Below are 14,378 nucleotides of genomic sequence, written 5' to 3' on the forward strand. Positions count from 1 at the left end.
TCAAACGAGCTTGTATCCGATGCCGTAGACGGTGAGGAGTCGTTCCGGACGGCGGGAGTCCTGCTCGATCTTGCGGCGCAGTTTCATCATGTGCACGTCAACCGTGCGTGCGGTGATGAACCCGTCTTCCAGCAGTTGTTCGCGCGTGAACACCCGTTGTGGCTGCGCGGCCATCTTGGCCAGCAGGCGGAACTCGGCGGGCGTGAGGCTCACCAACTCGTCCTTGATGCGCACTTCATGCCGGATCGGGTCGACGGTCAGATCGCCGACCTTCAGCACCGTCGCATTCGTCTCGCGCGCACGGCCGGTGCGGCGCAGGATCGTCCGCACCCGCGCGACCATCTGCCGTGGCCGGAACGGTTTGGTGATGTAGTCGTCGGCGCCCAGGTCGAACCCGAGCAGCACGTCGTCCTCAGTGGACCGCGCGGTGAGCAGCACGATCGGCACGTCCGACTCGGACCGGATGGCGCGCATCACGTCGATGCCGTCGACCAGCGGCATCATCACGTCGAGGACCAGCAGGTCGGGGTTGCGGCGCCGGGTCTCGTCGATCGCCGCCCGTCCGTCGTGCACGACGACCACGGAATGCCCGTCGTGCTCCAGGTACCGGCGGACGAGTTCAGCCTGGTGAACGTTGTCCTCGGCGACGAGAATGTGGGCGCACACAGTTCGAAGTATGCAGTCCTTCACGACAGTCAAGCGGGACGTAAACAGGTTCTTCATCAGTTCCGGCGAGCGTTGCGGTCATGAAGGTGCACCTGGCCCTGGGGGCCGTCGGTCTGACGGCACTCCTGCTGACGACGGCTCAGCTGGCAGGCGAAACGGCCCCGGCGGCGGCTCCGACGACTGTCGCGAGCACCACGCCTTCGTCGCCGGCCCCGTCCGCGCCCGTGACATCGACGCCGCCTCGCGTGTACGCGTCCAGTTCGGACCTGCCCGACGGCCCGGAGTTCCCGGTGGCGGGCGCCGGCACGTTCCACGTCGTGCCGGGAAACGGCCCGATCGTCGGCACGGGACCGGTGCGCACCTACGCCGTCGAGGTCGAGGACGGCATCACCGTCGACGAGCAGGCGTTCGCGGCTTTCGTGGACGCCACGCTCGCCGACCCGCGCGGCTGGACAGCCCGTGGCGCACGTTCGGTGCAGCGCGTGTCCGGAGCCGCATCGGTGCGTGTGCGGCTGACGTCGCAGCAGACCGCGCGCAACGTCTGCGGGTTCGAGATCCCGGTCGACGTCTCGTGCCGTGACGGCAACTTCGTGTTCTTGAGCGCCGCCCGCTGGATCCGCGGCGCCGTCGCGTTCCTGCCGGACCTGACCTCGTACCGGACGTACATGGTCAACCACGAGGTGGGGCACGCGTTCGGGCAGGGCCACCGCCCGTGCGAGGTGGCCGGTGGTCCGGCGCCGGTGATGATGCAGCAGTCGTTCAGCGTGGCCAATGACGAGATCGTCCGCATCACCGGTGGCGTGCCCCAGGGCGCGGTCATCCCGCAGGACGGGAAGGTGTGCACGCCGAACGGGTGGCCGTATCCGTGACCTCTCACTTGTGGTTGATGTCCGGCTCCATAGCCTGACGGCATGGACGTGGACACGAGGCTGCTGAGATATTTCGCCGCCATCGCCGAGGAGGGCAACCTCACGCGCGCTGCGCACCGGCTCTTCGTGTCGCAACCATCGCTGACAAAACAACTCAAACACCTGGAGTCGCAGCTGGGCGTACGGCTGTTCACGCGGTCCAGCACCGGGATGAGGCTGACCGAGGCGGGCCACGCCCTCGCCGCGCGCGTGCCGCCGGTGCTCGCGGGCTGGGACGCCGCGGTGAGCGAGACCCGCAGCGCCGCCCGTGTGCTGCGGGTCGGGTTCCTGGCCAGCGCGGCGAACGACGCGACGCAGGCGATCGTCACGGCGTTCGGCAGGGTCCGGCCGGGCTGGCGCGTCGACCTGCGGCAGGCACCGTGGTCGGATCCGACGGCGGGCCTCGCCGGGGCGGAGGTGCCCGTCGCGTTGCTGCGATTGCCGTTCCCGGGCGAGGAGACCTTCGGCGTGCGGACGTTGTTCAGTGAACCCCGTTGTGTGGCAATGCCTTCCGTTCACCCGCTGGCAGGCCGTTCGTCGATCGAGTTCCGCGAGCTGTGGGACGACCCGGTCATCGTCGCCCCCGCGCTGAAGGGGAACTGGCGCGAGCACTGGCTGGCGCTGTCCGAAAGGGACGGTCGCGAGGTACGCGTCGGAGCCGTGACCGAACACCCCGACGAGTTCCTGGGCGCGATCGCCTCCGGCTACGGCGTCGCCCTGGTTCCGGCGTCCACGCCCCACTTCTACTCCCGGCCGGACATCGTCTACGTGCCCGTGACCGGCGTGAGTCCCAGCGACGTGGCCGTGGCGTGGCTGCCGAACGCCGGCGACGCGACCGCCGACTTCGTCCGCTGCTGCCTGGACGTCACGCGCTCGCGGCGCACCGGCTGCGGCACTCGCTCGGGCTGAACCCGTGCACGCGCTTGAACGCGACGCTGAACCCGAACGCGTCCGCGTACCCGACCCGGCGCGCCACCGAAGCCACCGTCGCCGACGACTCGGCCAGCAGATCGGCCGCCACCGCCATCCGCCACTCCGTCAGGTACGTCAACGGCGGCACCCCGACCAGCTTGGCGAACCTGCTCGCCAGCGTCGTCCGCGCCACCCCGGCCTCCTTGGCCAGCAAGGCGAGCGTCCAGGCGCGTTCAGGCTGTGCGTGCATGGCTTTCAGGACCGGCCCCACCACGGCGTCCGCCTGAGCGCCCAGCCACCCGTCACCGTGCTCGCGGTCGAACCACTCCTTGAGCGCGCACACCATCAACCAGTCCAGCAACCGATCCGCGATGACGCTCGGCCCGTCCGTGCCGACGCCGGCGTAGAAGGCCGCGCACTCCTCGGTGCCCGGTGCCACCAACGCGTCCGGCAACACCGCCGTGAGCCGGCGAGCCACCGCTCCGGTGATCGCGTACGTCCCGCTCACCACCGAAGCACGCCCTCGCGCCGCAACGGACTCCTGCACCACCAGGATGTCCCCGGCCCTGGCGACCTCCCCGCGCACGCTGATCTCACCCGACGCCACCGCGTACAACGTGAGCCCGGGCAACACCCGCGTTCCGTCGATCTCGGTCCGGCTCACCCCGGCACCATCCGCGCGCACCCCGCGCAACAGTTCGTCGAACGGCTCCATACCCCTCACGATACGGCCCGAACGATCGAACATCATCGATGAACTCTCACCCATGTGCTCGAGCCCCGCTCGCCGGTTGGCTTGGGTGCATGACACAAGAGATCCTCGTACTGGGCGCCACCGGCAAGACGGGCCGCCGCGTCGTCAACACCCTCGAAGCCGCCGGTTCGGTGGTGCGCAAGGCCTCCCGCGCGACCGGCTTCGACTGGAACGACCCGTCGACCTGGAAGCCGTTCCTGCACGGCGCCACCGCGGCCTACGTCATCGCCCCGGAAGACCCGTCCGCGGCATCCCCCTTCGTAGAACAGGCCGCAGGCCTGCGCCGCCTCGTCCTGCTCTCAGGCCGAGGCCTCGACAAGACCCCACCCGAGGTCTTCCAGGGCATGCACGCGGCCGAGAAGGCAGTCCGCGAAGGCACGGTGCCCTGGACCATCCTGCGCGCCAACAACTTCAACCAGAACTTCTCCGAACAGGTCTGGCAGCCCGAAATCGAGGCAGGCCGCCTCTCCCTGCCCGCCGACGACACCCCAGAACCGTTCGTGGACGTCCAGGACATCGCCGAGGTAGCCGCCTTGGCCCTGACCACGGACGACCACCAGGGCCAGACCTACGACCTCAGCGGCCCGGAAGGAATCACCTTCGAGTCAGCCGTGGCCAAGATCGCAGCAGCCACCGGCCGCCCCGTGGAACTGGTGAAACTGACCCGGGCCGAATACCGAGAGGCCCTGCTCGCCTCAGGCGCCCCCGAAGAGGTCGCCACCGAACTGAACGGCATGTTCGAAAGCATGCGGGCAGGCCACCTCGCCACCCCCGCAGACGACATCGCCCGTCTGCTGGGCCGCCCGGCGAAGTCGTTCGACGCCTACGTCTCCGACACCTGGCGCTGACGCGGCAGCAGAAGGTGCACGGCAAACCCAGCCGCCGTGGCCATCACCGCCTGGTAGACGACCGACCCCTGGTACCCGCCACCAACGAGGAACGCGGCGTCCAGCCCGGTCGTCCACCAGCCGGCCAGCTCACCGAGCCCGAGCGCGTGCCACCCGAAGAACCCGGCACACCACCCGCCGACGACCCACGCCGCCTGCCCGCCGCGCCTGATGAAGAGGAACGTCGACACGGCGGCCACGGCGTTGAAGGTGAGGGCGATGCCGGTCAGCGTCGGGTCGGGGTTCCACAGCAGGCTGGCGACCGTTTGCACCACGAGCACACCTACGACCAGCCCGATGCCCAACCGCGTCTTGTCCACGGGCCGATTATTCAGGGGCGCCGGGCGAGGCGCCTCGCCTGCTCGACAACGCGACAACAGCTGAAATGTCGTCCACCGCCGTCACTGGGTCCTGATGTTCCCAGATTCGAATCGGCAACCAGCCGGCGTCGCGCAGCAGCCGGTCGGTCTCCTGGTCGCGCTCACGATTCCGGCGGACCTTCTCGGCCCAGTAGGCCGCGTTCGTCGCCGCGACCGTGTGATGGTCTTCGCAGCCGTGCCAGAAGCAGCCGTCTACGAACACGGCCACCTTGAGCCGGGTGAACACGATGTCCGCAGTACGCCGAACCCTGGGCAGCGGTCGGTACGAGACGCGATAGCGCAGGCCGCGCGCGTGCAACAGCTTCCGGATCGCCAACTCCGGTTTCGTGTCGCGGCCCTTGTTGCTCTGCATGCTGCGGCGAACCCCGGCGTTGGCTGCCTTCGTCGGTCGTTCGATGCTCATCTCGGTCATCCGCCGGCTCGGTCGGCCAATCCTTTGGCGATGTGTCCTGCCAGGTATCGAGCCAACTGCACCGGCACCGCGTTACCGATCTGGCGAGCGATCTCGAGCTTGGGACCGCACCATTCGAAGGTGTCGGGGAAACCCTGCAGCCTGGCGGCTTCGTGGTGGGTCAGAGCACGATTCTCGGTCGGGTGGATGTAGCGGCCCTTCTCGGGCTTGAAGAACTCCGTGCGGATCGTGACCGATGGCTTGTCCCAGCGCAGCCGGCCCATCACGTCGCCGGACCCGGTCGTGTGCTTGATCCAGCAGGGCGCCTTCAGGTGATCGGGAAGGTCGAACCGGTTCCCACCCTCCGGGATCGCCTCGAACCGGTCCTTCGACAGCTTCTGATAGTTCCGCGTGATGTGCAGTTCGTTCGCGGTGTACTTACCCGGAACCACCCGCCCGAAGACCTCGTACGCGCGCCCTGGGGGCAGATCGACCTGGGCCGCCGGAACCACTTGGTTGAGGTCGCTGATCGCGTCCTTCACCGTCGCCCATGCTTCAGGGGCGACTTGGCGCGCAGGCAGAGATATCGGGTCGATGTCACGATGGGTGCCGATGACGATGGCACGGCGACGATGCTGGTACGAGTTGAAGTCGGTGGCCCGGAGGATTCCGAAATCGATGCTGTAGTCGCTCAGCGCCCCACCAGGTCGGGTCAGCTTCTGGAGCGCGGCGAACTGCTTCGTCTTCAGGAACTGGTCGACGTTCTCGAGGAGGAAGGCCCTGGGCCTCACTTTGAGCAGCGTGTCGACGTAGCGCTCCCACAGGTCGTTGCGCTCGTCGTCCTCGCGTTTGGCGCCGAGGTTGGAGAAGCCCTGGCACGGTGGACCTCCCACGACGACATCGGCCTCGGGCAGATCACCCTTCACCCAGTCCGCGATGTCGCCTTGGTGGATGTGCTCTTCGCCGAAGTTCGCCGCATAGGTGGCCGCCGCGTAGAGATCCTTTTCGACGGCGGCGACGGGCGCGAAGCGCTCCGACTCGCGGAACCCCACGGACAAACCACCGCACCCGGCGAACAGATCGATCACCTTGAGCGGTGGCGTCTTCGCACTGGCTCTGGACCGATCGGACATCGAGCTCCAACTCTGCGTAGCCGGTGAGGTCGCCGTGACCCGGCTCGACCAGCTGATCGAACCTGTGTTCACATGCTAGCCGGCCGGACGCGACCCTCCTAACACGACCGCCGGCGTGGCGTCAGATAGCGGACGGTGTCCACTTGTACTCCATCTGAGGACAGTTCCGTCGGATGGTGGCGATTCGAGTAACGAATGGGTCGTCTTGTGCGATCGTAGGAGTTACTTGGCAGATGAGAGGCCTGGAGCGAATTCGCTCGAAAAGCGCCTCAGGAACGCGTTCTGCCCGCACTGGTGGAGGATCTGTGTCGTCCAAGCTGGATCAGGTGTACGACGTCTTCTTGGATTTGCTGGAGTCCGGTACGCCGGACCAGGCGATCAAGAAGTTGGAGATCCTCAGTATCGACCAGGAGTTGTTGCAGCAGGTCAGAGATCGTCACGAACAGGAGACGATCAGGATCAAGGAGCGCGAGGAACCGAGGTCGGTGGTCCTCGGCAATCGCTTCACCTGGTACACCGGTCCTCGTCCGAAAGACAAGTGCTGGCCCGCCATCGAGAGCTTGCTGGCGAAAGACGGCTGGTCCGACTCGTCGATCGAGAATCTCGACGCGGCGTCGACCAAGGTCGTCTCGATGCTCAGTCACCCGAAGGAAAAGACGTTCTCCACTCGCGGTTTGGTCGTCGGATACGTTCAATCGGGTAAAACCACCAACTTTACCGCCGTGATGGCCAAAGCGGCCGATCGTGGATACAAGTTGTTCATCGTGCTCGCGGGCATCCACAACGGTCTGCGCAGGCAGACGCAGTTGCGGTTGGAGCAGCAGTTGGTCAGGCCCAACCCTTCGGGGTGGATGCAGCTCACGGACCCGGACAAGGACTTCTACCCACCGGCCAACGCCGCCGCGTATTTCGCCACGGCCAACAAACAGCACGTCCTGTGCGTCATCAAGAAGAACAAGGCCGTACTGGAGAAGTTCGACCAGTGGCTTGCGTCTGCGAAGGACCACCTGCGCGACAGTCCGGCGTTGATCATCGATGACGAGGCCGACCAGGCCACCGTGGCGACGGGGACGATCAACCCGTTGATCTGCCGGATCCTCAATCGCCTGCCGAAGTCCGCATACGTCGGGTACACGGCCACGCCGTTCGCGAACCTCCTGATCGATCCTTCGGTGCCTGAAGACCTCTATCCGAAGGACTTCATCGTCAACCTTCCCCAACCGGAAGGGCATTTCGGCACTGAGGTGCTGTTCGGACGGGACGCGCTGGACGGAGAGGACCCCGAAGACGTCTTCGACGGGCACGACATGATCCGCGAAGTGCCCGACGGCGAGGTTCGCCTCGTTCGGCCTGTCTCGAAGACAGAGGTCGACGGCTTCACGCCCACGATCACGGGAAGTCTGCGCCAGGCAGTTCTCTACTTCTGGCTCACCACGGCCGCTCGACGTGTGCGTGGCACCGGCAAGGCCCACTGCACCATGCTGATCCACACGAGCGTCAACACCTCGGTGCACAACAGTTTCGGCCCACCGCTTCGAGGATTGCGCGAGAAGTGCCTGCACGCGGTCGAAGCAGGTGATCGCGATCTGCTCGACGAGTTTCGGGAGATTTGGGAGAAGGAGACGGGCAAGGTCGACGCAGCCGAGTTCGGCGAGCGCACCCTCGAGTTTAGCGAACTCGAGCCGATGTTGGCGGAGGCCATCCGGTCCTGTCGGGTCGTGATGGACAACTCGAGCAGCAAGGACAGGCTCGACTACGAAAGTGGTCCGGTCACCGCCATCGCCGTCGGCGGGAACACGTTGTCCCGCGGCCTCACCCTTGAAGGGTTGGCGGTGAGCTACTTCGTCCGGGCCGTTTCAGCGTATGACACGTTGTTGCAGATGGGACGGTGGTTCGGCTATCGCAACGGCTACGCGGACCTGCCCCGGATCTGGATGACAGATGAGCTTCGCGACTGGTTCCGCCACCTTGCCACGGTGGAGAACGAGATGCGACGCGACATCGACGTGTACATGGTCGAGGACAAGACACCGATGCAGTTCGCGGTGCGGCTCAGGACCCATCCGAAGCTCAGGGTCACGGCTGCGGCGAAGATGAGAGACGCTGTCAAGGCGGAGTTCGCGTACGGCGGGCAGCGAGTCCAGACCAGGTACTTCAGGACGGATCCCATGTGGCTCCTGAACAACCAGCAGGCGGCCAGAGGGCTCATCGCGGGCTCGATCGCAGACGGGGCGCCCCAGGATCCCGACGTCGCCGATGGACGGTTCCTGTTCCGTGATGTCACCCATGAGCGTGTGCTCGATTTTCTGGAGACCTATGAGTTCCACGAGAGGTCCCAGGAGTGCGACGCGAGCTTGATCGCCGCTTACATCAAGAAGCGAGTGACCGCGGCCTCCGCGCTGCGACGGTGGAACGTCGCGATCGTCGGTAACCCGTTGGGCAGGCCTGACACCAGATCGTTCGCGTTCGCACCCGGCGTCGAGGTCGGCCAGAACACTCGTGCTCGACTGCCGGGAGCCGTCCTCGACGGAACAGTGGACATCAAGACGTTGATGAGCCGCAGGGACGCGGCCATCGACCTGCGGACGCCTGGGAGCAAGAGCAGCCTCACCGAAGAAGCGATCGAGGTCCTGCGTCGTTCCCAGCAGCCGTCCTCCGGACTCCTGGTCCTCTACGCGATCGACAAGAACTCCGAACCTCACAAGACGCATCGTGAGCCGCTTGGGCTGGAAGAGGACGCCATCGGTGTCGGGTTGGTGTTCCCCAAACCGAGCGGTCAGGACAACGCGGTCAAGTGGACGTATGTCAGCGCGGACCTGTCGAAGGTCGACATCGAGGAGGAAGACCTCACCAGCCTGTACGAAGAGGAGAGGTGATGGCCGACCGGCTCCGAGACCTGTTGGACGGGCACTGGAACAAGCTCGAACAAGAGGTGGCCTCCGCGTCGAACAGGCTCTGGACCTCCGAGCTTCCCTCGGTTTCGAGCAGCGGGGTTCTCAACGCCGCGGTGGACCACGAGGGCCTTCGTCACCTGCTCGTGCCGTTGTCCTCGAAGCAGCACGTGCGGACTAGCGGAGACGGTTCGGCGCTGCGCCTGCGGGAGCGACCGCTCGAGGACGAGGAGTTCTACGTGCGGTACGCCGATCTGTGCTGTGCGCGAACCGATCTCAACGATGTGTTCACGAGTCTGTGCGTGGATGTCCTTCAGGCTGTCGAAGCAACACCGGATCGGCCGTTGAAGGCCCTGTACTCGGTGCTCGACCGATGGCGATCGCTGTTCCAGAAGTCGTCCTCGGAGCTCGGCCCGGAGCAGCTCGCAGGGTTGTTCGGAGAACTCCTCGTGCTGCGTCGGTTGCTGGAGTCGTGGCCCACCGCCACTGATTGGTGGCTTGGGCCCGGTGGCGCCCGGCACGACATCCTGGTGGGAGCACACGCCATCGAGGTCAAGTCATCACTGGCGGAGGAAGAGCGCAGGTTCCGCGTTCACGGTGCCGCGCAACTGGAGGCGCCCGATGGAGGTGACCTGGACCTCGTGTGGTTCAGGCTCGCCCGGACGCAGGGTCAGGGCATGAGGCTGTTGGATCTGCTCGACGAGATCCGGTGTCTTGCCGATGACGAGAGCGGATTCTTCGCCAAGCTGGCGATGGTGGGCTATCGCCCGGTGGACGCGGATCTCTACCGCGATGTTCGGTTCACCGTTCACGAGGAACGGTGGTACGAGGTCACCGACTCGTTCCCCCGCGTTCGCTCCGAGTCGATTCCAGAGTCGGTCAGGGACGTCCACTACACAGTCGACCTGGACACCGTCGCGATCCAGCCGCTGGACAAGTCGCAGATAGACGATCGCCTCGCCGAGATCCTTCGGGGGAACTGATGAACAACGCAGCGTGGTACTCCCAGCCTTTCCCGCCCGAGGGGGCGAGTGCCGCCGAGGGGATCCGCAACCAGCTCGGTCGCCCGGAGCTGGACCTCCTGACCGTCCTGGTGCGGGAGTCCGCTCAGAACAGTTGGGACGCAAGGCTTCCTGGGCAGACGGTCGACTACCGGCTCGACTACCAGACGGTGAGTCCCGCGCACGCGCCCGTCTGGCGTGATGAACTCCTGCGAGACGCACCGCAGACCGAACATCTTCCGCTCAGAGCGTTGTTGTCGGCGCCGACGATCGACATCTTGACGATCTCGGACAGAGGCACCAGTGGGTTGGGCGGACCGACGCGAGCCGACAGCGCGGTCACTCAGGACCATGACTTCGTGTCCTTCGTCCGCAACATCGGGGAGCCGCGGGACACCGCCCTCGGCGGCGGCACCTATGGATTCGGCAAGGGCATCTTCTACCTGATCGCGAAGTCCGGCGCTGTACTGGTGCACACCCGCTGTCGCGTCGAGAGCGGGTTCGAGACCCGCCTCATCGGGTGCGCGATGTGGCAGAGCCACATCAAGGGCAAGGGCGCCAATGCGACGCGCTACACCGGACGTCATTGGTGGGGGAACAACGAGGGTGATGTCGTAGAGCCGCTGACCGGCCCAGACGCGGAGATGATGGCTTATCGGCTCGGGCTGCGCGCCTTCGAGTCAGATGAGACCGGAACCAGCGTCGTGGTGATCGCTCCCGAACTCGGTGACCGCGACCCGCGCGAGGCGACGGACTACTTGGCTGACACCATCCTGTGGAACCTGTGGCCGAAGATGCTGCCGGACGCGAACGGACGGCCACCGATGACGTTCTCGGTGCGACACCAGGGTTCTGAGGTCACCGTTCCTGACCCGATGACCACTCGGCCGATCGACCTCTTCGTCGAGGCCTACAAGAACATGTGTTCAGCGGAGAACGGTCATGTCCTCGAATCGTTCAAGCCGAGACGAGTGCTCGGCAGGCTCGGCTTGGAGAAGCGGCCGGCGCTGCCCTTGGAACCCACGCCGGCGGCCGGCGGCATGGGGATCGAAAAGACCGTGCACCACGTCTGCCTGATGCGTACCGCTGAACTCGTCGTGACCTACCACCAAGGTCCGAAGCCGGCCGCGGAGTACCTGTCCTACGCCGGTGTCTTTCGAGTGACGGCGGAGATGGACGCGACGTTCGCCTCTTCCGAACCACCGACTCACGACGCTTGGGCGTGGCAGTCGTTGGAGGGCCACGACAAGACCTTCGTGAAGGTCGCCTTCACGCGTCTGAAGGAGAAGCTCGACGCACTTGTCGCGATCAACGACAAGGTCAAGTCGCCTGGTGCGGAGGTGCCGCTGGGTGCCGCGAGCAGGGAATTCTCCAGCCTGGTCACCGGATCGTGGGGAATCGGTGGTGGCGTTCGCTTCGGGAAGCCGAAGAAGAGCCCGGTGGCGCCGAGCGAGGACGACGACGTCGAGTGGGGACCGGAAGAGCACGACGGGATCGTGGCCGAACCCTTCTCGTCGGACCCGCACCCCGTACCTGACGTGTCTGCCTGGGATGGCGGTGGACAGACCCGTGACCAGAACGTCGCCGGTGATCGAATCGGTCCTCTGCCGGACATGACAGAGCAAGACAGGCGTCCTGGCTGGCAGTCGCTGGCCGGCACGCTCCCGTCCGCACCTCGACCACCACGGCCGGCGGCTCGCCCGAAGGTGCAGTACGTCGCTGAGCCTTACTACGAGACCCGTGACGGACACGTCGTTCTGGTGCAGGAGTTCCGGCTACCCGTGCCCGGCACGCAGCAGGTCTCGCCTCAACTGTCGATTCTGTTGCCGGGTAACGGCGTGCGGGAGACGGATCCGCCCATCGGCGCGGCTCGACCGGAGTTCTTCGGCTGGGAGAGTGAGCGAGGACTGCTCGACCGAACGAGCGACCTCGTCGTCTCCGGAGGTCCTGACATTTGGCGACTGCTCGTCGTTCCCGCTCCTGACACGGTCACGGAGATCGGTGTCGCGGTGAAGCGTGCGGAGGTGGCGAGGTGAGTCGCAGAGCGCTTCCGTACCGCACTCCGGGCGATGAGGCCGTCAAAGCGCAGCAGTGGATGCTCGTCGTCGACGGTGAGGGCCTCGACCTGCCGGAGGCGTTGCCGGACTGGGACTACCAGATGAGCCTCCGTCTCAGGAACGAGGTCCACATCGACCTGGACGCCGTGTACGCGTCGACAGGACTGCCGTCGGACGTCCGGTTGTCGCTGGTGGTCGTGTGGACGGCGACAGGATCGGGTTTGCGGGGCACTGCCCAGCGGATCTCCCTGTCAGGCGGCGGGGCCCACAACGTCGAACTCGACATCGAGCTGTCCGGCACGCAGTTGGGAGGGTTGCTCACTCTCGACACGCAATTGGTTCTCGCCGAGGCGAGTGACACCGGTGCGGTCGCGGCTCCACGTCGCGGCGGTTCGGTTTTGTGGACGAGCAAACGCACTCTGCACCTACAAGGCGATGCACCGCAGTTCCCCATCGCCGTGGTCGACTTCGAACCCACCCCCCTCCCCGCAGATGCCGCGTGGCATGTGCAGCTCAGCGACGAGCTGAACACCGCCACGATGGGAGCCCTTCTTCTGCTCGTCAACGAACAGAAGAAGGCGGTGGTGACCGCATTCCAGAACGCCGCGTCACCCCGGCCGATCGACAAGGTGTACCTGTCCGCGGCGTACGCCGACATCGCCAGAACCATGATCGAGCACGCGTTGGCGGATCCGGACTTCGGTGATGAGAGCGACTACGCGGAGGACAGCTTGGGCGCGACGCTCCAGAACCTGCTGTCCAACCTCTTCCCGCACGAGTCGGTTCAGCATCTTCGCCGACGGCGTGACCAGTTCCCGAGCCTGTTCGCGACCGAGGTCCAAGCTGCCGTGAGCATCTTCGAGGAGGCGCGATGAGCCGCCTGTATCCCCGTCTTCTGCCGTGGCACGCCAAAGCCCTCTACAGCGAGTATCAAGATCTGGACCTGCTCGAACTCATGAGGCGTCACGAGACGACCTATCTTTCGGCCGTGTTCGTGGCAACAGGCGGCGATCGCGTAGCCCCCGCGGATCTCACCGCACTGCGCGCCAAAGTGGTCGCGTTGGCCGCAGAAGCGGGCTATCCAGGTGGATCCGACCAGTCGTCCCGAGCCAAGTTCGATCTGGCCCTGGCCGAGATGCTGCACAGCGAGATGGGACTGGTTCCCGCTGAGGCGGCGTCCGGAGATGTCTGGGCATTCCTCGCGTTGGTGCTCCTCCCGGACGTCGCCTACTGGCGTTATCCCGTACCGAAACCGGACCGCGTGCAGGCGTCCGACATCACACGCCACGTCTTCGGCCGGCTGTGGTGGCGAGCGAACCTCGTCCACGATCCGGCCGCGCAAGACCCCTACTCGGCGCTAGCGATCCTGGGAGAGGCCGCGTTCGACCAGATCTACGCCCGTCGGAAAGCCCTGGGCGGGAGCCCGTACCTGGTGAAGGCGATTCTTCGGGTGTGGGGCGGGCTGGAGCGTGACGGAGCGAACGAGCGCGAGGTTCTTCGCGACTTCCTGAAGCGCCTGCTCCGGCTGGCGCCGTTCGTGTGCTTCGAGGCGATGGAAGACAGTCATCTGGACGCGGAGCTGATGCGTGCCGCGCACGAGAGTGTTCAGGCCGTACGTGAGAAGAAGCTGCGGGAGCGTGAGGCCGCCAACGCATAGACGCGTAGAGGGCCTGCCGTCACGACGGCAGGCCCTCTACGCGTACTGCTGTCCAGCGCCCCTGGCAGGATTCGAACCTGCGACCTCGGGATTAGAAGTGATGCAATCGTGACCACCCAGCCGCTCTACCTGCGTTTTTAGAGTGGAGCCACGTTCGATAAGTCCACCTGGAGTCATCGTTCCGCCGGGTTGGCTCCACGAGAGGCTCCACGTCGGGTCGCGTCAGCTGGTGGCCCTCGGTAGATCATCTGCTGACGGCTCCGAGTCGGCCTTAGACGCGAAAGACCCTGCCGCAGATCAGGCAATGAAGAGTTTCACTCCACTCGTCCGACACTTTTAGCGGCTCGAAGGGATGACATGGTGGTTCGACCATGATCATGTCATCGGGGTCATGCGGAGGAGATTGAGCGGATGGAGCTTCAAAGCCTGAGACCTTCAGTTTGAAGCCTCGGCTGCGCGATGACCCAAGTGTATCGCGCAGCTCTTCACCGATTTGCTCCATAGCAACGCCCATAGCTACACTTTGCGCGTACTCGATTTGAGCTGACGTAGCCCAGTTATCAGTTCCCGATGGAACGCCGCAATATGGGCAAAAATAAGTTTCCGGGTCGGCAAAATCGTCCGGCTTATCCGCTGTGCCTCCAGGAAACCATTTGAACTGGCGTTCGCATGTAGGGCATTCACGTCGCATAAATCCTGATGGATCTAGCGGAATCTCCACGGACACTTCCATGCGATCTC

Annotated in this window: 14 protein-coding genes; 8 read left to right on the plus strand and 6 right to left on the minus strand. The window is 65.3% G+C overall.

The genetic code is table 11. The features are described 5' to 3' along the window. Positions 1-666, minus strand: a complete 666-nt coding sequence (locus PV646_RS36770; protein WP_500346916.1) for a response regulator — start codon at positions 664-666, stop codon at positions 1-3. Positions 667-746: 80 nt separating this feature from the next. Between PV646_RS36770 and PV646_RS36775 the strand changes: the two genes are divergently transcribed. Both PV646_RS36775 and PV646_RS36780 read left to right on the plus strand, forming a co-directional pair. After that, positions 747-1,535 (plus strand): DUF3152 domain-containing protein, encoded by a 789-nt coding sequence (locus PV646_RS36775; protein WP_500346917.1) that lies wholly within the window; start codon positions 747-749, stop codon positions 1,533-1,535. Between the two features lie 42 nt (positions 1,536-1,577). Beyond that, the gene (locus tag PV646_RS36780; protein WP_500346918.1) at positions 1,578-2,483 is read left to right on the plus strand and encodes a LysR family transcriptional regulator; all 906 of its coding nucleotides are present in this window, start codon (positions 1,578-1,580) and stop codon (positions 2,481-2,483) included. Here PV646_RS36780 and PV646_RS36785 read toward each other — a convergent pair. Then, positions 2,440-3,201 carry an AraC family transcriptional regulator gene (locus tag PV646_RS36785; RefSeq protein ID WP_500346919.1) on the minus strand — a complete coding sequence of 254 codons (762 nt, stop codon included), beginning with the start codon at positions 3,199-3,201 and terminating at the stop codon, positions 2,440-2,442. The two genes, PV646_RS36780 and PV646_RS36785, sit on opposite strands and share 44 nt — an antisense overlap. Positions 3,202-3,290: 89 nt before the next feature. Between PV646_RS36785 and PV646_RS36790 the strand changes: the two genes are divergently transcribed. Continuing rightward, complete coding sequence (locus tag PV646_RS36790; protein ID WP_500346920.1) at positions 3,291-4,088, plus strand: NmrA family NAD(P)-binding protein; 798 nt, start codon at positions 3,291-3,293, stop codon at positions 4,086-4,088. Here PV646_RS36790 and PV646_RS36795 read toward each other — a convergent pair. The 3 genes from PV646_RS36795 to PV646_RS36805 are packed head-to-tail and all read right to left on the minus strand — an operon-like array spanning position 4,064 to position 6,031. Further along, positions 4,064-4,447: a hypothetical protein gene (locus PV646_RS36795; protein WP_500346921.1), complete on the minus strand. Its 384-nt coding sequence runs from the start codon at positions 4,445-4,447 to the stop codon at positions 4,064-4,066. The genes PV646_RS36790 and PV646_RS36795 overlap by 25 nt on opposite strands. Positions 4,448-4,454: 7 nt before the next feature. After that, complete coding sequence (locus PV646_RS36800) at positions 4,455-4,919, minus strand: very short patch repair endonuclease (RefSeq protein ID WP_500346922.1); 465 nt, start codon at positions 4,917-4,919, stop codon at positions 4,455-4,457. Further along, a complete protein-coding gene (locus PV646_RS36805) occupies positions 4,916-6,031 on the minus strand; it encodes a DNA cytosine methyltransferase (RefSeq protein WP_500346923.1) in 1,116 nt (371 codons plus the stop codon). Before PV646_RS36805 ends, PV646_RS36800 begins: the two co-directional genes overlap by 4 nt. 305 nt (positions 6,032-6,336) lie before the next feature. Here PV646_RS36805 and PV646_RS36810 point away from each other — a divergent pair, with 305 nt between their 5' ends. From PV646_RS36810 to PV646_RS36830, 5 genes are read left to right on the plus strand one after another with little or no spacing between them, the layout of a single operon-like run. Beyond that, positions 6,337-8,907 carry a Z1 domain-containing protein gene (locus tag PV646_RS36810; RefSeq protein WP_500346924.1) on the plus strand — a complete coding sequence of 857 codons (2,571 nt, stop codon included), beginning with the start codon at positions 6,337-6,339 and terminating at the stop codon, positions 8,905-8,907. After that, positions 8,907-9,905 (plus strand): PD-(D/E)XK motif protein, encoded by a 999-nt coding sequence (locus tag PV646_RS36815; protein ID WP_500346925.1) that lies wholly within the window; start codon positions 8,907-8,909, stop codon positions 9,903-9,905. Before PV646_RS36810 ends, PV646_RS36815 begins: the two co-directional genes overlap by 1 nt. Further along, a complete protein-coding gene (locus tag PV646_RS36820; protein WP_500346926.1) occupies positions 9,905-11,959 on the plus strand; it encodes a hypothetical protein in 2,055 nt (684 codons plus the stop codon). Before PV646_RS36815 ends, PV646_RS36820 begins: the two co-directional genes overlap by 1 nt. Further along, positions 11,956-12,855: a hypothetical protein gene (locus PV646_RS36825; protein ID WP_500346927.1), complete on the plus strand. Its 900-nt coding sequence runs from the start codon at positions 11,956-11,958 to the stop codon at positions 12,853-12,855. Before PV646_RS36820 ends, PV646_RS36825 begins: the two co-directional genes overlap by 4 nt. Continuing rightward, on the plus strand, positions 12,852-13,637 hold the full coding sequence (locus tag PV646_RS36830; protein ID WP_500346928.1) for a DUF6339 family protein: 786 nt from the start codon (positions 12,852-12,854) through the stop codon (positions 13,635-13,637). Before PV646_RS36825 ends, PV646_RS36830 begins: the two co-directional genes overlap by 4 nt. 271 nt (positions 13,638-13,908) lie before the next feature. Here the strand turns inward: PV646_RS36830 and PV646_RS36835 are convergent, their stop codons facing one another. After that, positions 13,909-14,370: a hypothetical protein gene (locus tag PV646_RS36835; RefSeq protein ID WP_500346929.1), complete on the minus strand. Its 462-nt coding sequence runs from the start codon at positions 14,368-14,370 to the stop codon at positions 13,909-13,911. Positions 14,371-14,378: the final 8 nt, after the last annotated feature.

It is taken from the genome of Streptomyces sp. ID05-26A (genome assembly GCF_033794685.1).
Taxonomy (GTDB): Bacteria; Actinomycetota; Actinomycetes; order Mycobacteriales; family Pseudonocardiaceae; genus Lentzea.

What these genes read in the sequence shown, in the direction of transcription:
- PV646_RS36775 (WP_500346917.1), top strand. Translation starts at nt 747, where the DNA reads ATGAAGGTGCACCTGGCCCTGGGGGCCGTCGGTCTGACGGCACTCCTG.
- PV646_RS36780 (WP_500346918.1), top strand. Translation starts at nt 1,578, where the DNA reads ATGGACGTGGACACGAGGCTGCTGAGATATTTCGCCGCCATCGCCGAG.
- PV646_RS36785 (WP_500346919.1), bottom strand. Translation starts at nt 3,201, where the DNA reads ATGGAGCCGTTCGACGAACTGTTGCGCGGGGTGCGCGCGGATGGTGCC.
- PV646_RS36790 (WP_500346920.1), top strand. Translation starts at nt 3,291, where the DNA reads ATGACACAAGAGATCCTCGTACTGGGCGCCACCGGCAAGACGGGCCGC.
- PV646_RS36800 (WP_500346922.1), bottom strand. Translation starts at nt 4,919, where the DNA reads ATGACCGAGATGAGCATCGAACGACCGACGAAGGCAGCCAACGCCGGG.
- PV646_RS36805 (WP_500346923.1), bottom strand. Translation starts at nt 6,031, where the DNA reads ATGTCCGATCGGTCCAGAGCCAGTGCGAAGACGCCACCGCTCAAGGTG.
- PV646_RS36815 (WP_500346925.1), top strand. Translation starts at nt 8,907, where the DNA reads ATGGCCGACCGGCTCCGAGACCTGTTGGACGGGCACTGGAACAAGCTC.
- PV646_RS36820 (WP_500346926.1), top strand. Translation starts at nt 9,905, where the DNA reads ATGAACAACGCAGCGTGGTACTCCCAGCCTTTCCCGCCCGAGGGGGCG.
- PV646_RS36830 (WP_500346928.1), top strand. Translation starts at nt 12,852, where the DNA reads ATGAGCCGCCTGTATCCCCGTCTTCTGCCGTGGCACGCCAAAGCCCTC.
- PV646_RS36835 (WP_500346929.1), bottom strand. Translation starts at nt 14,370, where the DNA reads ATGGAAGTGTCCGTGGAGATTCCGCTAGATCCATCAGGATTTATGCGA.